23 protein-coding genes are annotated in these 18,017 nt (G+C 33.7%); 9 read left to right on the forward strand and 14 right to left on the reverse strand.

Going from position 1 to position 18,017, the window contains the following annotated elements; genetic code table 11:
* Nucleotides 1–9 precede the first annotated feature (9 nt).
* The 6 genes from ACFSJT_RS14865 (at nt 10) to ACFSJT_RS14890 (ending at nt 4,286) form a co-directional block, all read left to right on the forward strand.
* Nucleotides 10–162, forward strand: a complete 153-nt coding sequence (locus tag ACFSJT_RS14865) for a hypothetical protein (RefSeq protein ID WP_378321092.1) — start codon at nt 10–12, stop codon at nt 160–162.
* Between the two features lie 319 nt (nt 163–481).
* Nucleotides 482–946 carry a hypothetical protein gene (locus ACFSJT_RS14870; RefSeq protein WP_378321093.1) on the forward strand — a complete coding sequence of 155 codons (465 nt, stop codon included), beginning with the start codon at nt 482–484 and terminating at the stop codon, nt 944–946.
* A gap of 23 nt (nt 947–969) precedes the next feature.
* Nucleotides 970–2,709, forward strand: coding sequence for a thiamine pyrophosphate-dependent enzyme (locus ACFSJT_RS14875; protein ID WP_378321094.1), 1,740 nt, complete (start codon nt 970–972; stop codon nt 2,707–2,709).
* Between the two features lie 39 nt (nt 2,710–2,748).
* Nucleotides 2,749–3,660: a mechanosensitive ion channel family protein gene (locus tag ACFSJT_RS14880; RefSeq protein ID WP_378321095.1), complete on the forward strand. Its 912-nt coding sequence runs from the start codon at nt 2,749–2,751 to the stop codon at nt 3,658–3,660.
* On the forward strand, nt 3,644–3,892 hold the full coding sequence (locus ACFSJT_RS14885) for a DUF7218 family protein (RefSeq protein WP_378321096.1): 249 nt from the start codon (nt 3,644–3,646) through the stop codon (nt 3,890–3,892). Before ACFSJT_RS14880 ends, ACFSJT_RS14885 begins: the two co-directional genes overlap by 17 nt.
* 10 nt (nt 3,893–3,902) lie before the next feature.
* On the forward strand, nt 3,903–4,286 hold the full coding sequence (locus tag ACFSJT_RS14890; protein WP_378321097.1) for a DoxX family protein: 384 nt from the start codon (nt 3,903–3,905) through the stop codon (nt 4,284–4,286).
* Between the two features lie 5 nt (nt 4,287–4,291).
* Here the strand turns inward: ACFSJT_RS14890 and ACFSJT_RS14895 are convergent, their stop codons facing one another.
* From ACFSJT_RS14895 to ACFSJT_RS14915, 5 genes are all read right to left on the reverse strand, one after another.
* Nucleotides 4,292–4,558 (reverse strand): hypothetical protein, encoded by a 267-nt coding sequence (locus tag ACFSJT_RS14895; RefSeq protein ID WP_378321098.1) that lies wholly within the window; start codon nt 4,556–4,558, stop codon nt 4,292–4,294.
* Nucleotides 4,559–4,692: 134 nt separating this feature from the next.
* A complete protein-coding gene (locus tag ACFSJT_RS14900; protein ID WP_378321099.1) occupies nt 4,693–5,265 on the reverse strand; it encodes a biliverdin-producing heme oxygenase in 573 nt (190 codons plus the stop codon).
* Between the two features lie 59 nt (nt 5,266–5,324).
* Complete coding sequence (locus tag ACFSJT_RS14905) at nt 5,325–5,753, reverse strand: response regulator (RefSeq protein ID WP_378321100.1); 429 nt, start codon at nt 5,751–5,753, stop codon at nt 5,325–5,327.
* A gap of 81 nt (nt 5,754–5,834) precedes the next feature.
* Nucleotides 5,835–8,033: an ATP-binding protein gene (locus tag ACFSJT_RS14910; RefSeq protein WP_378321101.1), complete on the reverse strand. Its 2,199-nt coding sequence runs from the start codon at nt 8,031–8,033 to the stop codon at nt 5,835–5,837.
* A 116-nt stretch (nt 8,034–8,149) separates the two neighbouring features.
* Complete coding sequence (locus ACFSJT_RS14915; RefSeq protein WP_378321102.1) at nt 8,150–9,691, reverse strand: sensor histidine kinase; 1,542 nt, start codon at nt 9,689–9,691, stop codon at nt 8,150–8,152.
* Between the two features lie 270 nt (nt 9,692–9,961).
* Between ACFSJT_RS14915 and ACFSJT_RS14920 the strand changes: the two genes are divergently transcribed.
* The 3 genes from ACFSJT_RS14920 (at nt 9,962) to ACFSJT_RS14930 (ending at nt 12,478) form a co-directional block, all read left to right on the forward strand.
* Complete coding sequence (locus ACFSJT_RS14920) at nt 9,962–10,519, forward strand: helix-turn-helix domain-containing protein (RefSeq protein ID WP_378321103.1); 558 nt, start codon at nt 9,962–9,964, stop codon at nt 10,517–10,519.
* A gap of 15 nt (nt 10,520–10,534) precedes the next feature.
* The gene (locus tag ACFSJT_RS14925) at nt 10,535–10,981 is read left to right on the forward strand and encodes a response regulator (RefSeq protein WP_378321104.1); all 447 of its coding nucleotides are present in this window, start codon (nt 10,535–10,537) and stop codon (nt 10,979–10,981) included.
* A 477-nt stretch (nt 10,982–11,458) separates the two neighbouring features.
* Nucleotides 11,459–12,478, forward strand: a complete 1,020-nt coding sequence (locus tag ACFSJT_RS14930) for an AraC family transcriptional regulator (RefSeq protein WP_378321105.1) — start codon at nt 11,459–11,461, stop codon at nt 12,476–12,478.
* Between the two features lie 102 nt (nt 12,479–12,580).
* Here the strand turns inward: ACFSJT_RS14930 and ACFSJT_RS14935 are convergent, their stop codons facing one another.
* The 9 genes from ACFSJT_RS14935 to ACFSJT_RS14975 all read right to left on the reverse strand — a co-directional run bounded on the left by ACFSJT_RS14935 (nt 12,581) and on the right by ACFSJT_RS14975 (nt 18,002).
* Nucleotides 12,581–13,261: a type 1 glutamine amidotransferase domain-containing protein gene (locus ACFSJT_RS14935; RefSeq protein ID WP_378321106.1), complete on the reverse strand. Its 681-nt coding sequence runs from the start codon at nt 13,259–13,261 to the stop codon at nt 12,581–12,583.
* Nucleotides 13,262–13,280: 19 nt separating this feature from the next.
* The gene (locus ACFSJT_RS14940; RefSeq protein WP_378321107.1) at nt 13,281–13,580 is read right to left on the reverse strand and encodes an HPF/RaiA family ribosome-associated protein; all 300 of its coding nucleotides are present in this window, start codon (nt 13,578–13,580) and stop codon (nt 13,281–13,283) included.
* A gap of 32 nt (nt 13,581–13,612) precedes the next feature.
* Nucleotides 13,613–14,449, reverse strand: a complete 837-nt coding sequence (locus ACFSJT_RS14945) for a formate/nitrite transporter family protein (protein WP_378321108.1) — start codon at nt 14,447–14,449, stop codon at nt 13,613–13,615.
* Nucleotides 14,446–14,898 (reverse strand): nucleoside deaminase, encoded by a 453-nt coding sequence (locus ACFSJT_RS14950; RefSeq protein ID WP_378321109.1) that lies wholly within the window; start codon nt 14,896–14,898, stop codon nt 14,446–14,448. The genes ACFSJT_RS14945 and ACFSJT_RS14950 overlap by 4 nt, the downstream gene beginning before the upstream one ends.
* The gene (locus tag ACFSJT_RS14955) at nt 14,898–15,287 is read right to left on the reverse strand and encodes a hypothetical protein (protein ID WP_378321110.1); all 390 of its coding nucleotides are present in this window, start codon (nt 15,285–15,287) and stop codon (nt 14,898–14,900) included. The genes ACFSJT_RS14950 and ACFSJT_RS14955 overlap by 1 nt, the downstream gene beginning before the upstream one ends.
* Before the next feature lie 34 nt (nt 15,288–15,321).
* Nucleotides 15,322–15,951 (reverse strand): NADPH-dependent F420 reductase, encoded by a 630-nt coding sequence (locus ACFSJT_RS14960; RefSeq protein WP_378321111.1) that lies wholly within the window; start codon nt 15,949–15,951, stop codon nt 15,322–15,324.
* 6 nt (nt 15,952–15,957) lie between these two features.
* A complete protein-coding gene (locus ACFSJT_RS14965; protein WP_378321112.1) occupies nt 15,958–16,602 on the reverse strand; it encodes a nitroreductase family protein in 645 nt (214 codons plus the stop codon).
* A gap of 3 nt (nt 16,603–16,605) precedes the next feature.
* A complete protein-coding gene (locus ACFSJT_RS14970) occupies nt 16,606–17,331 on the reverse strand; it encodes an MBL fold metallo-hydrolase (protein ID WP_378321113.1) in 726 nt (241 codons plus the stop codon).
* Nucleotides 17,332–17,507: 176 nt separating this feature from the next.
* Nucleotides 17,508–18,002, reverse strand: coding sequence for a hypothetical protein (locus tag ACFSJT_RS14975; RefSeq protein WP_378321114.1), 495 nt, complete (start codon nt 18,000–18,002; stop codon nt 17,508–17,510).
* Between the last annotated feature and the right edge of the window lie 15 nt (nt 18,003–18,017).

The raw sequence follows: 18,017 nt of genomic DNA on the forward strand, positions 1-18,017 counted from the left end.
TTGTTAAAAATGAAATTTGTAAAAGAGGAAGACGAAAAAAGAAAAGATTTTATATTTCAGAAAAATACCAAAACCAAATTTGGAGCAAAGTTTGTAATTTTAGTATTGATCATACTTATAGCAGTGGTTGTAGCATCAGGAATATTTTTTGAATTCTTATAGCTGTTACGTATTGATTGGCCAAACAGGTGATGAATATTATGAAACCACCCAGATGCTTACATAGAAATTCAAATTAAATGATTTTTTGTATTTCCTGATCAAATTTTGTAGTAGAAGAGATGTTTTTATCATTTGCATCAATAATTCTGCGGATCGTGATACTGTTTACTGAAAAACTAAAATACTTTTACTAAATACGAATAATAATAAACTTTTGGCCGGTTGATACATGTAGTATAAAATGATTTTTTGATTGATTGATGTAAAATGGGGTTGAATATTGTTTTCAATCCCATTTTAATATAAAACCAACACTATTATGGCAAAAATAAAAGAAGTTACACTAGATAAAATTCCTGAATATATTGAAGTAAGCGATCATAAAAAAAACATGATTATCGTGAACACCCAAATAGAGTTCCATCCCTTGGATGTATCAAGTAATATGGAATACATGCTACATGTTTTTGTATACGATGTACACGGTGTAAATGATATACCGGTATTGTTCGCAAACTGGGACGATACGAAGATTCAAAGAGTAGTTAGTAATGAAAGAAAAGATGACTTTTTGTGTAGGGAAAGTGTTTTAATTAGAGCAGACGAGGTGAAAAAAGAGAATGTTACCTTTAAAACACCTATGAATTTAAAACTGGGTAACCTGCAGGATAATACTTCAGTGTATTCAAGAAAATTTGAAGTATTTGCAACTTTAATTCCTGCCATAAATCTAGTTTCTAAATGGTCAGAACCTTTTGAGTCGCAACTTGTTTTTACTGACTAAGAGCTTATTTAAAGAGAAAATAAATGAATGTTTCAGAACAATTGTTAGAAATACTACAAAACGAAGGTGTTAAGCATATTTTTGGAGTAGCCGGAGATGCATTAAATCCTCTGGTAGACGCTATAGGAAAACAAGATCAAATTCAATGGGTGGGAGTAAACCATGAAGGCAATGCGTCTTATGCAGCGTTTGCACAAGGTGAGCTTAATGGCAATTTTGGAGTGTGCGCCAGTACTGTTGGTCCTGGAGCATTACATTTGATCAATGGTATGTATAATGCCAAAAAAGAGAGGTCACCAATAATTGCGATTACAGGACAGATACCCGTTGAACATTTGGGAACAAACTACCACCAAGAGGCAGACCTAAAAAAAATATATGATGATGTCTGCGATTATCAAGCGATCATCAGATCACCCGAAGAAGCTCCCAGAGTAATCCTTAGGGCCATTAGGATAGCAGTTAACAATAAATGCGTTTGCAGAATAGAATTACCTTCCGACATTGCAAAAATGAAGGCAGAAAACAGGGATTATGTTCATACCGTTTTTCGGTCAGAGAGCACTATAATACCTTCAAAAAAAGAGCTTAATAAGGCTGCAAAATTAATCAATGATACAAAAAAAATTGGAATTTTGGCGGGAGCAGGATGTCGCGATGCTAAAGCTGAAGTCGTTGATCTTTCTATACGACTAAGCGCACCGATTACGCATACCCTCAGAGCATCAGATATATTTGATCATACTATAGAAAATGTTGTAGGACTTACAGGGCTTATAGGTAATCCTTCTGGATATAAAGCGGTAATGGATTGTGATTTGTTATTAATGCTAGGAACAGATTTTCCTTATACTAACTTTCTGCCGTCTAATACCAAAACGATCCAGATTGATATTCGCCCAGAAAATATTGGAAACCGTACTCCTGTTACTTTGGGTCTTCATGGGGATATAAAAACTACCGTTAGTGCATTACATTCTTTATGTACTGAAAAAGAAGAAGACACTTTCTTAGTAAAGCTAAAAGAAAAGTTTACCGATTGGAAACGCTCTAATGACGACAAGGCAAATCCTGCCCGGGATATGGAGCCATTACACCCTCATATATTTGCTAAGGCTACAAGTGATATCGCCTCAAAAGATGCCATTTTTGCTATCGATACGGGGACGGCGGCCATTTGGGCTTCAAATTTTATGAATTTTCACTCAGATAGAAGAATTATAGGATCTTTTAACCATGGTTCAATGGCTGTTGGTTTACCGGCAGCCATAGGTGCTCAACTCCAATTTCCAGATCGTGAAGTCTGGGCTTTGGTTGGCGATGGTGCATTCAATATGTCTTTACAGGATTTTTCTACAGCGGTTAAAAACAACCTTCCTGTCAAAATAATTGTTTTCAATAATTCACAATTAGGTTTCGTAAAAATTGAAATGGAAGAAGCAGGTCTGGCTCCCAATTTTGATGCACTTCGAGTAGATAATTTCAATTTTGCTGAATATGCAAAGCTTTGCGGGGGTGACGGTATAAAAGTTGAACATGCAAAAGATATTATTGCTGCTATACAAACAGCAAAAAATTCAACTAAGCCTTTTATAATTGACGCAGTAGTTACAAATGCTGAATTGTCTTTGCCTCCAAAAATTGGTTTTGAGGAAGCAAAGGGTTTTGGAATCTCAAAGATCAAAGAAGTCCTTAGGGCTTTTAATGGAGAGAAAGAACAGTGGGAAAATATTAAAAAGGAAATTGAGGCGTATTTCGATTAAATAAAAATAACTTAAATTGATATAATATAAATCAACGGAATGGAAAAATTAGGACTTACAAAAGAAAACTGGGAACAATTTTTAGAATGGGTGTGGGACTTTGTGCCAGGTGTGCTCTCAGCAATTGTCGTTTTTTTCGTAGGGATATGGATAATCAACTTATTTAGCAGGGGGCTACGTAAATTTTTCAAAAAGAAAGATTATGATGAAACCCTGGAAAGTTTCTTATATGACCTCATCAATATTGGACTTAAAATATTGTTGGTTATTTTAGTTATAACACAGCTGGGAGTGCAAACTTCTTCGTTAGTAGCTATTCTGGGTGCTGCAGGTTTAGCTGTTGGATTGGCTTTACAAGGGTCTTTATCTAACTTTGCAGGAGGAGTATTGATTCTGTTTTTTAAACCGTTTAAGATTGGTGATTTTATTGAAGCTCAGGGAGTCTCTGGTACAGTAAAAGAAATTTCAATATTCAAAACCAAACTCAACACCTTCGGAAATCAATTGGCGATTATTCCAAATGGAAAATTGTCTAATGAGAACATCATCAACTATTCTGCAGAACCCATACGCCGTGATAACTTAGAGATAGGGATTTCATATAGTAGCAACATCAAAGAAGCAAAAAATATACTTTTAGACCTTATTCATAGTCAGGAAGGGGTCATTCAAGACCCGGCGCCAGAAGTGGTAGTTTCAAACCTTGGTGATAGTGCGGTAACCTTATCGCTTAGATATTGGGCATCAATCGATGATTTTTGGCGCATTCATTTCTTTACTGTCGAAGATGCCAAGAAACGGTTAGAAGATAAAGGTATCTCGCTACCTTTTCCCCAAAGAGAGGTTCATGTGTATAATAAAGATGGCCAAAACACCAAAAAATCAACTTTTGGAGCAGATAAAACAACCATTGCTATAAATACAAAAGAAGAAAATGATGGAGAACAATAGACCGAGTGTAAAAAACGAAGACCAATACGAAGCGTTACGAGATAAAGGGTATAGTAAAGAAAAAGCGGCCCGAATTGCAAATACTTCAAATAGCGGTAAAAAAGGAGGGGAGGCTTCAAATTACGAAGACCGAACGAAAGAAGAATTATACGACCAAGCCAAAAAAGTTGGTATTGAAGGTCGATCAAAAATGAGTAAAGAAGAGCTAATCGAGGCTTTAAGAAATAATTAAAATTAAGATTATGAATTATATTATTATTGCAATGCAAATCATTGTCGGATTAAGCATATTAAATGTTTGGCTAATACAGAATAAAAAAGCCACCAAATGGAGGGGAGGAAATGCAACTACGATTATAGAAGAGTTTCATGCCTATGGATTACCCACTTGGGTGTGTTATGCAGTAGGTACCATGAAAGTTATATTGGCTATTTTGCTTATAGTAGCTATTTGGTATCCTGTTTTGAAGGAACCATCAGCTCTTGGATTGGCATTTTTGTTATTAGGGTCTATAGCGATGCACTTCAAAATAAAAGACCCTTTATATAAGTCTTTTCCGGCCTTTTTATTTTTAATCATGTGCACCTTAATAGCAGCCAGTGGTCACATTAAGCTATATTTCTAAATAACTTATAAAAGTATCAAATAGCGGAAGAATAAATATACATTAAGGATTGCATAAAAAAGGGCGGGTGACGAAGCCAGTAGTGGATCTTTGATTTTTAGTCTTACCCCAAAACCAAGCAGCATAAGTAAAGCGAGTCCCCCTGAACATATGATAATAAGTATTGGACTGAATACATATCCTACAATAAGCCCTGAACCTCCTAACAGCTGTAGTATTCCTGTCAAGATTCTTCTTTTTTCTAAGCCAAAACGAATAAACTCGTTTTTCATATGAGTTGAAAATAAGCAACTAATCCCATAAAAAATAAACGATATGGCCGAAAAAAAAAGTATACTAGTCAAAATATTCATACACAATAAGGTTAAGATACTTTTTATAATCGACCAAACTTAGATTAGATTTATTAATAGAAGCTCTCAAATACTTTTACAGCTGCATTTACAGAGGTATTAATTTCGTCCCGGGTATATGATCGGTTTTCTATAGTTTTACAAAAATTTTTCCATCGGGTAACGTGATATTCTGGATTTCCTCCAAAAAAGTGATGGGTGGTATGGATATCTAAGTTGTTACACTTTTTAAGATGTTTTGCGATAAGCAATCCTCCTAGCATAGAACCTTCGATAACGTATAGAGACCCTACTAATGATCCATAATTCTTTGGTAATGTAATGTCCTTGTTCGTAATGGTATTAAAATCGATCGAAAAAGTTTGAAGGTCTTTTCTTAATGCGTCACTTTTTTCATAAGTAACAAACTTTCTTAGATCAATATCTAATAGATTCTCGTTTTTATTTAAATAATTTTCTAAAGAAAAATATACACCATAATTTTTTTGTAATAGTTCCTTGTATTGATCGGTGGTTATGGTATGATCTATAATATATTTTGCCAGGTTTTTTTGTTCTGCAATTTCATGATGTTTTGCCGTTTCATTCTTTAAATGACCCAGAATAGATTTTTTTTGGTTAATCATGTCGTTGTTACTAGCATTCTTGGTTGTGAATTTATGAGTTTTTCTTTAAAGACCTAATTTTAAAAGACTTTTAGAGGAGCTTTATTAAATGTAGTCCAGTACTGTATAATTTTTGGCAATTGCTCCTTTAGATCGGTGTACGTTTTTGGTTTCTCTACATAACTATTCCCTCCCAAAGCATAGGTTTCAACTATCTCCTCTGGGCGATCAGATGAGCTTAAAATGATAACAGGGATATTTTTCACTTTTTTCTTGTTGCGCAAATAGTCTAGTACCTCGAGGCCATTCATTTTTGGTAATTTTATATCCATCAAAATACATTTTGGCGGATTATCAGAAAATTGCATAGTTTCAAAATATTGAATTGCAGATTCACCGTCTTCTATATATTGCACATCGCAGTCGGGTATTTCTTTTTCAAAAACTCTTTCCATTAGAGCAATATCAGAACGATTATCTTCTACTGATAGGACATATGGTTTCTTCATTTTTCAAATGTATTAAAAACAATTTTTTCTTTGTTGTTGTATTCTCCTTTCGCTTACTTTTTTATTAAAAAAAATAATCATTTACTTGCTTTTTTCGTTTAAGGTGAAATAAAAAGTAGCACCCTTGTTTAGCTTACTTTTTGCCCAAATATCTCCATTGTGCTTCTCTATCACACGTTTGGCTATAGCTAGCCCGATTCCTGATCCGTCATAATCATCGTTAACCAATCGATTAAAAACTCCAAAAATTTTATCGGTATGTTTTGCATTAAAGCCTATACCATTATCTCTAACAAAATAAGCTCCATTTTCAAAGCCTATGATAACTTCTGGTTGTTCTATTTTGGATGAATATTTTAAAGCGTTACCAATAAGGTTATTAAGTAGCTGAAAAATCATACCACGATCCCCATAATTTTCTGGTAAATCCTGAATATGTATTTGCACATTTTGGTAAATAATATCAACTTGTAAAAACTCTAATACTTCCTGTACAATTTTTTGTATCGATATCTCTTCTTTTTTCAACGAAGTTTTACCTAAACTCGAGAAGGCCAAGATATCATCAATTAACAGGTTCATCTTATCGATTGAAGATATAATAGTTCCTATAGCCTGTTTGCCAAAGTCATCTAAGCTGTCATAATAATCTTCTTTAATAATTTGCGCAAATCCGTCAATTCCTCGTAATGGAGCTCTTAAATCATGCGAAACACTATAACTAAAAGATTCCAGTTCGTTGTATGCATTTTTCAATTTTTCATTGAGAGCAGTAATCTCCTCATATTTCTGAATAATGATTTCGGCAATATGTTCTTTAAGTGCTTTTGCAGCGGCAATTTCATAATCCAGCCACGGATCGCTATGCCCCGTATGCTCTTCAGACCATTTGGCAAAAGATTTTCGGGGTGTTAATTTTTCATTCTCCAGGGTAACAGCTTTATGTGGGTTACCGCCCCAATTGACCGTTTGGATGATTTCGGGTTTAAACCACAAAATAGCATCTCTTTTTGATTTATTTATAAATATAGCCAGCAGCCCTGATGCGATTTTAACAATCTCTTTTCCATCATCATATTTTTCACTTAAATAATTCGTAGTAAAAATATCGGATTCTGATTTTTTTCTTGTCCAATCAATAAGTTTTTCAATTTCTTTAACTGTAGGAGTAATACCAGCAGTTTTGATTTGCTGATCTATGCAAAGCGCCGCACCTGTTGCTTCGGTAACGTCCAAAATAGAATTTTCTCCTTCAGAAACAATAGTATCAATATCCCAGTTCTGGCTCATTTTTTCGATGAGCCTTGATCTAATTTTGTTAGATTGATTTGTTTTTTGAAGCAACAAATTCGCCGATCGCAAACCCAATTGGGTTGAAAACACCTGGGTAATGAATTTACAAGAAACTCTGCGATGATAGTTGATAAATTTTGGACTGTAATGATGGCACGCTACCAAACCCCATAACTGGTTTTGAAATACTATAGCTGCTGTAAGTGTGGCACCAACATTCATGTTTGAAAGATATTCAATATGAATAGGTGATACTGCTCTAAGCTCGGATTGAGATAAATCTAGGGCATTGTTATTAGAAGCGTCTTTAAGAATATGTTTAGGTACTGAATTGATATCTGCAATAATTCTTACTCCCTGCTTTAAAAATAATTTTCTTGCTTGTTGTGGTATATCCGAAGCTGGGTAATGCAGCCCTAACCAGCTCTCTAGCTCTGGTTCTCGTACTTCTGAAACTACTTTACCATTCCAATTGGCATCAAATTGATAAATCATTACGCGGTCATACCCAAAAAAATCTTTAATGAGTTTTGCTGCTGTATCACACATTGTTAACTCATCTGATGCGAGATTAAGTTCTGATATGGTTCTCGATAATTGTTCCTGATACACCACAGAATCTATTCCTTGCCCGGTAGGCTCTAACTCTACAATGATATATTCACCATTATTATGTGACATCAAGGTAAAGCTTTTGTTTTTTATAGATACATCAAGAGCTATAGTTTTTTCTTTTTCAAGGTTGGATAAAATTTGGTCTACAACATCATCGCGTAATAAATCATTAAGTGTTACAGAAAGCAACTTAGAATAATCAGTATCAAACAAATCAAGGCAATTCTCACTATAATAAGCTACAGTTTTTGATTTTGGATGGAAAGCGAATAGAAAACCGTGATTTTGTATTTTATCAATAATATGGATAGGTTCTTTATCACAATTGGTGAGATCGACTTTTTTAGGATATAAGGTTGATGGACTTTCCATACTATTTTTTTAATTTATTAAATTTAATACAATTCACCAATTTAAAGGTATTAGTTATGCTTCGTATACGGTATAACAATTCATAAAAATCTGTCCTCATTACATAAATTTAGCATTTAAATAGCTAATTTTTGATATAGTGGTAGTTGAACAATAAAAGTAGCCCCCAGATCAAGCATTCCTATAGCCGAAATAGATCCATGATGAGTTTCTACAATTTTTCTACATATCGCCAGACCAATGCCTGTTCCCGAATATTCATTTTTTTGATGTAGTCTCTGAAACAGTTCAAAGATTTTGTCTACGTATTCTTGCTTAAAGCCGATTCCATTATCTTTAAATTGTAATTCGACCATTTCATCGATTTCTGTACTGTTATCATCTGGAATTTTGCTATTTCCAGTAATTAGTGTCGAAGAGATTTCTAGGTGCAACGGCCTGTCAGGATGTTGATATTTGATAGCATTTGTAATGATATTATAAAATAATTGATGAATCAAAAAAGGAACCCCTTCTATAATAGGTAGATCATTAGTTTGGTTGATGGTATATTGACTTGTTTTTGTTTCTTCCAGATCTTGTACTGTAGACTTAAAAACATCTTGGAGGTTAACTTTCTCAAAGGTGACACCTACTTTTCCTATTCGTGAATATGTCAAAAGTTGTTTGATCAATTTCTGCATGCGATCTGCAGAAGTTTCGATTTTACTAAGATACGTTTTTGCTTTTTCAGATAAGTCTTCATGACCCAAATCGTTTACACGCGAAATAAACATTCTAATTTTACGCAAAGGTTCCTGTAAATCGTGGCTGGCGATATGATTGAAAGAGTCTAATTCGGCGTTTATATGAAGCAGTTCTTCATTTTTTTGTCTAAGGTTTTTTTCATTTTCTACAGCCTCTGTGATATTTTTTACTACACCTAACATCATCTGTCCTGCAGCTACAGGTACAAAGTTACCCGATAGTGAAAAATACTTTCTATTGTTATTTTTTGTTGTCTTGAAGAATTGCGTTTCCAAATGGTCATCATATTGATAAAGATCAATTGCTGCTTTGATCTTATCCCTATCTGCGAGAGTCATAAGATCGAATATACCATTCTTAAACTCTCGAATGGTTTTAGGATTCAGATCAAATAACTTGTGCATATTTTCAGATAATATCCAAGTATTCTTTTTGATATTCCATCGAAAACTAGCAGATTTAGAGATAATTTCAGCTTCTCTAAGAGTAGCATTCTGAAACTCTAATTGTCTGTTCGATTTTCTTAGCTCCTGTTCTGTATGCTTGAGTTTAGAGATTTCACTACAAGTGACTGTTAGACCGTCTTCATATCGCGCTGCGTTGCATTCAAACCATATTTTGTTACCGCAGAGATTTAGTTCACGTTGAAAAGATATTTCAAAATCCTCTTTGGTTAAACAGGCTACTAAAATTTCAAAAATTCCATTATCATATACATCAGGAAAAAGAAAGTTCATCTTTTTGTTAATAATATCGCTTCTCTTACCGTCAATAAAAGTTTCTATGTTTTCTGTAACATAATCTAATTTAAAATCGATAACACTATTTTCTTCATATTCTGGAATAAGGAAGAAGATTAAATTATTTGATCGCGTTAATAAGTCATTTAAGAAACTTAAAGATTTTGCCAATTGTTTTTTATTTAAGAGAACTAAAACTAATAAATAGATATGTCTTATGGTAATTATTACGAGGAAAAACTGAAATTTTTTTTCGAATTAATTAAAAGCTAATGGAATTCTAAAAAAATTGTCCCTAAATTGTTAAAGAAATATTCATTTGAGATAAGAATACCCTCAATTCAATCATTTCATAGGTGTGTGGTACGCTGTTTTGTTTATCTTTGTTTAGAAACTAATTAGACACTTTATTACCTTATCACTTTATTGTTGTAATATTTTATGAAGCTTTATTTAAAATATGATATTAATGTAATATTTAAAAAAACCTTGGAAGAGCAATTAGATAAACTAGGAGTAGATTATAAAGTTAATGGATTGGGTGAAGTAGAGTTTAACGAACCTCTTAGTGTTGAAACCATAAAGGAGTTAACATCATTATTATCTATTTATGGTATCAACATCATTAATGATCATAAAAGTGAAATTGTACAGAGAATCAAAGATGCGATTACGGAAATGATTGCTGATTCATCGATAGAAAAGCAGTATAAAACTTCGACCTATTTATCTGATAGATTGGAATATTCTTATACATACTTGTCCAGTATTTTTTCTGAAAGTACATATACTTCTATAGAAAGTTTTGTAATTCTTAAGCGTATCGATAGAGCTAAGTCTTTGATTTTGGGTGGCCAACTGACGCTTACAGAAGTTGCATATACACTTGGGTACAGTAGTGTAGCGCATTTATCAGCTCAATTCAAGAAAACTACAGGGTTAACGCCAACAGTTTTTCAACGAATTATTAAAGAACGTAATAAAAAACTAAACCAGTAATAAGCACGCAATCATATGAACTTAGATGCATTAAAAGTAGTTTTAGTAGATGATGATGAGGATGATCGTTTGCTTTTTAAGGATGCCATAGAAGAAGTGGATATGAATACCAATTTGCTTTTATTTGGCAACGGTCAGGAATTTATGGACTACATTTCCCTTTCTGGACAACCTTTGCCACATTTAGTCTTTTTAGATTTAAATATGCCCGTTAAAGACGGAATCCAATGCCTTACTGAAATTAGAAGCACTAGTACTCTAAAGGATCTCTCAGTTGCTATATATTCTACATCGTCATCAGATAAAGATATAGAACAAACTTTTATAAATGGCGCTAACATTTATATTAACAAGCCAAGTGACTTTTCAAAGCTAAAAAAAGCAATAAAAGAGGTTCTTAAACTAAACTGGCAATACCATACCTCTAATTTAAACAGAGATAACTTTCTTCTAAGTATATAAATATTACCAAGGTATAGTATTTATTGTTCTTGTCTGAGGCTAGTTTTAAGAAGAACCCTTACTCTTTATTCTCAAATGGGAAATGGTAATGTTGTGGTTAATTACCTATTTCTACCTATAGAATGCTTAAATTTTTATAAAAAAAGTTAAAAATAACCTCCTTTTTTAACAGGAAATGGTCTGTTTATCGGTAATCGCAAGATTTTATAATACAATCTAAAAATTATATAACACCTTTCCTTTTTTTGTTTAAGATATTTGATAAAAAATTAAACACATTAATGTAAACGTCAAATGCTATGTTATTAAATCAATATGCAAGAATAGGTAGAGTGTTTAAAAAACCGTCACCCATTCCGATAACAGTATCGTCAAGTTCTTTTTATGTTTCAAGAGAATCAAATGAATTAAACTTTGATGCAAATTCAATAGATACACACACAAGAAGTCTTAAATAATAAACTTAAAACCAACATCATGCTGCTAACAGAAATAAAAGAAAAGAATATAACTGATATATTTTCTACCATCCAAAACAATCTGCAAGGTAATCTCTCTCAAAATTTTGGAGAATACATAATTCAAGTTAATAATTCTTTGGCAACAGGGTATATTAGAGGAATGAAAGTGCAACAAAACAAATTGTTCCTTGAAATTGATTTACGCTGTCACGCAGATATCACCATAGATTTATGTAGTGTTGATTTTAATCCTGCTCACTTTCTATACAGCCAAAAAGATCAGAGTATGATAAGTTTTGAGCATAGCGCTCAAAGTCATATGTTGGATGAATATCAAACGGCTATTCTTTATCACAAGCAAAAGAATACCAGTCTTCATTTTGCGAAAGATTCTCATGTAAAAATTTGTGTCATTTCGGTTTGTGCACCGCTGCAGTTAGAGCCGCTATCTTCTTCTACTGTAAATGTACATTCTCTATTCATGGATAAGTTGCGGGAAGGGGTTTTTACATATTTTGGTTCTTACAATCTTAAAATAGCTACTCAAATATCAAAATTAGACGAAATAAAAGAAGAAGGGATTATTAAGAAATTGTTCATAGAAGGAATGGTTCAGCTCATCTTAGCAATGGAGATACAGCATCATCAAGATGATATCAATACAAATATCAATATTTTTGATGCCTTGACTAGAAATGAACTGAAAACAATACAGGATTGCGGTACGTATATTAAGGAAAATGCAGATATTCAATATTCTATTGAGATGCTTACTAATCAAACCGGTATACCTGCTGCAAAATTACAAACAGGATTTAAACATTTATTTGGAAGAACAGTTACTGATTATATAAAGAATGTTAGACTAGAGATTGCAGAAGAGCTTATTAAAACTACAGATCTTAATATTTCAGAAATAGTATATAGTGTAGGATTTAGCAGCAGAAGTTATTTTTCTAAGATTTTTAGAGAAAAATATGGTTGTAGCCCTAAAAGTTTCCAGGATAATTTAAAATATAGAGCAGTGAGTGCTTAGATTGATTGATTTGTTTGTGTGATTGAAAAATGCAGGAATTTGACATCCTGCATTTTTTCATTTTTCTACTTTTGAAAAAGTAGTTTCTGTTTATCGCTTTAATTAGTTTTTCAACATATCAAATAATTTCTTCGCTACCTCTTCAGAGGAAGCAGGATTTTGTCCGGTAACCAAATTTCCATCCTGTACTGAATAGGCTTTCCAGTCATCGGCTTTGCTGTAAGTTCCTCCGTTTTCTTTCAGCATATCTTCTACCAGAAATGGTACTACATCGGTTAATTCTACAGCAGCTTCTTCGCTGTTTGTAAAACCAGTAACTTTTTTACCTTTCACTAGATATTCTCCGTTACTTGTTTTCACATTTTTTAATGCCGCAGGTGCATGACATACTAATCCGGTGGGTTTATTGTTTTCAAAAAATGACTGAAGCAGCTTTATAGAGTCTTTGTCTTCTGCAAGATCCCATAACGGTCCATGGCCACCTGGATAAAAAACTGCATCATAATCTTTTTCGTTTACTTCTGTTAGTTTAAAAGTTTTACTTAATTTTTTCTGAAGGTCCTGATCTTTATGAAAACGTTGAGTGGCTTCAGTTTGATTTTCAGGTTTATCGCTGCTTGGATCGATTGGTGGTTGTCCTCCCTTTGGTGAGGCTAAGGTGATTTCTGCACCTTTATCTGCTAGATAGTAATAAGGTGCAGCAAATTCTTCTATCCAAAACCCGGTTTTCTCTCCGGTGTCTCCAAGTTTATCGTGGGAGGTTAATACAAATAATATTTTCATGATTTTTTCTTTTTAACTATTAATACGATTTCATTTTGTCTTTTCGCTTCTCTAATTGATCGTTAAGATCTCTTATAGTTTCAGCAATTGCCTCTTCGAAGTTCGTTTCGTCTGAAGAAGCATATAATCTAGGTCCAGGAGCACTTAAACGAATCCCACAAATATGCCCTGTATCATCGCTTCTGTTTTCTTTTTTGAAAAATACATCTCCGCGTATTAAAAAAGGATATTTTTCAGATAGGTGATTTAATTTTTCAGTAGCTAGATTTTCTAATCTTTCACTTCCGCTAACATTTGTGTATTCGAATACTGTTTTCATATTTATATTTTTTTTGTTAAATTATTAAAATTTTAAATAGTACCACTATCATAGGCAAAAGCTTTGTATTTTAACAAAGCAACGAAGACAACACCTCCTATAGCATTACCTATTATGGCCGTTATCTGAAATGATAAATAATCAATAATTGTTATTTGATCTGATGTTATGAGGCCAGAAAACACTTCTATATTTCCAACGATACTGTGATGAAGTCCCACAGCCCCAATAACAGCAGTAATGATAAAAATAACCAAAATCCTACTTATCGTACTGTCAGAAGAAGTTAAAAGCCAAGAGAGTAATCCCATAAGCCATCCAGCAAGTACGGCACTTACCAAAATTACCAGTAAATCTGGCTTTAGGACATGCTCTGATATTCTAATAACCGTGTCAAGGCCAAAAACTCCCAGTTTAGGTCCTACCCAAACGGCTAGAAGGCTAATTATAATACCTCCGGAAATGTTCCCTACAATCACTAAACTCCAAAGTCTAAATAAATCTGTAATTTTTGATTTTTTATTAAGTACAGGGAGCGTGAGCAATGATGTTTGTTCTGTGAACAGCATAGATTTACCGAGCACAACAAGAATGAAACCTACGGGATACACCAGTGCATTTATTTTCCAAACGGTAGAACTTGAGGTGTCATCAGCAAAAAAAGCAGTCATTACACAAATGAGTATAAAGCTGAAACCTATTTCTAAACCCGCAGAGAAGGAGCTGATGAGGATGCTCGAATTTGTTTTTTTGTAGATATCCAAAGCTTCTGAAACTTGCTCTCTAAGAATTTCTGAATGTGACATTGGCGCATTCTCCTGAGTTTCATTTTCAGGTATATCTTTTGTTGTTGATTTTTGAGTACTCATATTTGTTGTTGCCAAACAGCAACGGCTTCTTCGCGAAGCAATTGATGCATATTAAATTCTTGATATCTTTTTTCGTTATCAGAGGCATAAAAAACATTAGAATATATAAAACCATGTTTTTTGGCATCCTCTGCTGAAGCACCAAAATAAATTGCTTCAAATCCTGCCCAATAGCTTGCCCCCAAACACATCATGCAGGGTTCGCAACTGGTATAGAGAATACATTCAGAAAGATCTTTACTCTCTAAAACTTTACAGGCTTCTTGTATAACAGCAAGTTCTGCATGTTGTGTAAGATCATTTTTATCATGTACTTCATTGTGTCCTTTAGCAATAATATGTTGATTTTTAACAATTACAGCACCAAATGGACCGGAACCTTTGGTCATTTTTCCTTTTTTCGCTAAGGCGATAGCCTGTTGCATGAAATAAATATGAGAATTATCCATTATTGCTTATCGGTTGCTTCTTTTACCACCACCGGTTCAATAGGTTGATATTCTGGTTTTAATTTTTTGTAAAGTTTTAATTGTGGACGTGTTAGAATGTCACCCATGTCTGCACTTTCCATGTCATAGTTTTTCTGAAGCTCTACCAGTTTTTGTTCTGTTGACAGATTGCTGTTTCTTATTTTTTGCTCATTGATCAGAAATTCTTCAACTTTTATTTCGAATAAATTCATTTGTTTGCCTCTTAAGGCTAGTTGGTCATTATATTTTTTGGTCAACGCTCTTGCTTCCTGTTCTAATTCGAGATTGTCTGAATTTTGTGTCATCGGATTTTGAGCCAATGCCGAAGTAGTGATCATCACTACTAAAATTGTTACTATAGTTTTCATTGTATTTTTTTTAGATTAATATTTTTTTAGCGTTTTAACTGTGGATTAAGTTTTCCAGCTCATTTCTTTCCATCGATTTTGCATAGATTTTTTGATCTGGATCCATAATCTTGGTTTTGGTTAAATCTCCAACGTATACTGCGTCAAAACCAATATCCTCAATAAGTTGTTGTGTTACTTGCCTACTTTCTTCATCTTGAGCTGCATAGGGAATAGCCAGTTTTTGGGAGTCTCGAAAGGCTCGATTTTTTAGGTGATCCGCATAAATGGTATTAAATGCTTTTGCGGTTTTTGCAGTGTTAAATTTCATAGCCGTATACTCGGAAGCATTCCTGTTAGAATCCCTCACTTCTTGTGCCATCTTTCCATCTCTTTCAGGATATGGATTAGTGGCATCTATAATGACTTTATTTCCATACTCTCCGGCATATAATTCTGATAGTTTATCAATAGCTTTAAACGGAGTTGCTAATAGATATACGTCTGCATTAGCTTCAAAAGCTTCTTCAATACTAACTGCTGTTGCTTTACCTTCTGATTCTCTAACCAAATCATTCAATTGTTCGGGATGACGTGAGCTAAAAAGTACTTCATGACCTGCTTTTGCCCAGTGTTTACCTAAATTACCTCCAATATTACCACTACCTATGATTCCTATTTTCATGAGTTTTTAATTTTTTAGAGATTCTTGATTTGAAGAATTTAACCCAAGGTCATCCATATAGTCCCCGTTAAATGTAAATTCTCTTTGCATTTTTCGCGTTCTATTTTCAGGATTTTCATCAGTCCTTAAGTCTTCTGGTAAATCCTCTATTGAACCACCATAATATCCTACTGCAACTGCAGTCGCAACATGATATTCATCAGGAAATTTAAATTCTTTTTTTGCTTTGTCATAATCGACTCCTGCCATTTGATGTAATGCAATACCGAGATGTTGAGCCTGGGCAGAAACATTCCCCATAAATAATCCTAAATCATGTAAAGCATGAAAATTTTCGCTGCCGTCTTCAGTAGTTTTTTTAAATGCATTTAAAAGTAAAACAGGAGCATTGCCAGCCCATGACTGATTGAATTCGCTTAAACAATTAAAAATTCTGTCATAGGTTTTGCTGCCTTTAATCCCCCAGATGATTCTCCAGGGCTGTCTGTTGTATGAACTTGGAGCCCATCTTCCAGCTTCAAATAATGTCCTAAGTTCTACTTCAGAAATAGGCGTGTCTGCAAAGACTCTGGGACTGTATCTTTCACTCAAAACAGGCAATATATTAAACTTCGTTGTATTTTCTTTTTCGTTAGCAATTGTATTCTTCATTTCTTATAGTGTTTTTGTAGGTTCGTATTTACTTAAATTAATGATAATATCTTTTTGTCGACCTTCGGAAAGGTTGAATTGTGGCTTACCATGAAGCGGTAGCATGTGTTTAAAGGGTTTAGTATAATTTTTCCAGTGTTGGGCCAGTCCTATATCCTGACTTTGATTTGCTATTGGCGGTCGTTCAAAATAATATTCTTCCTTCTCATAAGGGGACCCAACAGCACTATCACCGGTAAAGAGCATACCATTGTTGATTTCAGAATGTATAACGACACTACCTCCGGTATGTCCTGGTGAATGATCAATCGATATAGAGAATTTATTAAAAACCTCGTTGGGTTCAAGAATGTTTTTAAGAAAGCCTCCCTGGGATCCTGAATCTAGTGGATGGATATAAATAACTACATCTCCCAGATCTTCAGAAAGTTTTTTCATATTCGTATAACTTTGATGAATGAGATCGCTGTGCGTCAATAATAATCCAACTATATCAAAACCATCCTGAATTAATTGTTGAATGGCTTCCTGAGAATCTTGGTGTACTACATCGATAAGCAATAACTCCTTTCGATCTAAGTGCTGAATGATATATGAATTTCCGGTTCTATATCTGAATTTGGCAACTTTGACTAAAAAAGTGTCGGGAAGTATTAAGGTTCTTTCGCCGACTTTTTTATTTTTTAATTCCTCGATTATAGAGGTATAACTAATATTTGAAGAGGCCATAACTTTTTTTATTCAATATAAGCTGATTGTTCTTAATGCATTAATACAATCGCGAGGTATGTTGACTCAATCAGAAAACAAATAGTGTGCAATCCTAAGTTTTAACCATTAACATAAAAACCATAGCGTTGAAGCTATGGTTTTACATAATTTATGGAGAATATTACTTTTTATTATCAGGGAATCTTGTTCTCGAAATCTTTATAGAACTCATACCGTAAAGAATCCATACGTTCTATGGCAGATTGCATTTCAAAAAAATCTTCTTCCCACCGGGATCTAAAACTCTCATTTTGCATAAATCTTTTATAGAAAAGAGAATCCCATTCAAACATTCCGGGTATCCTTTGATGTATAGATAGCGGAAAATTATTATCCACCTGATCATAGAAAGAACGAAGCATACGATCCATATCAACTTCGATTGAGTCACCTTCTAGATTAGAATAAGACCAACTGTAAATTGAATCATATCGTATAACGTTACCCGCAGAATCAAGTTCTTTTTTTACCTTCCAACGTGCTCCTGGCATAGTTTTAGCAATTTCAGTAGCATCTTGCTCTTCTACTGTTTTAGAAGACAAAGTAGGTTCGTTTTCTACTTCTTTATTTTTTTCTGAACAACTATTTAGGATCGTGATCCCTAACAGTATTATCACTATTCTCTTCATATTTTTTGTGCTTTC

It is taken from the genome of Aquimarina celericrescens (assembly GCF_042682765.1).
Lineage (GTDB): Bacteria > Bacteroidota > Bacteroidia > Flavobacteriales > Flavobacteriaceae > Aquimarina > Aquimarina celericrescens.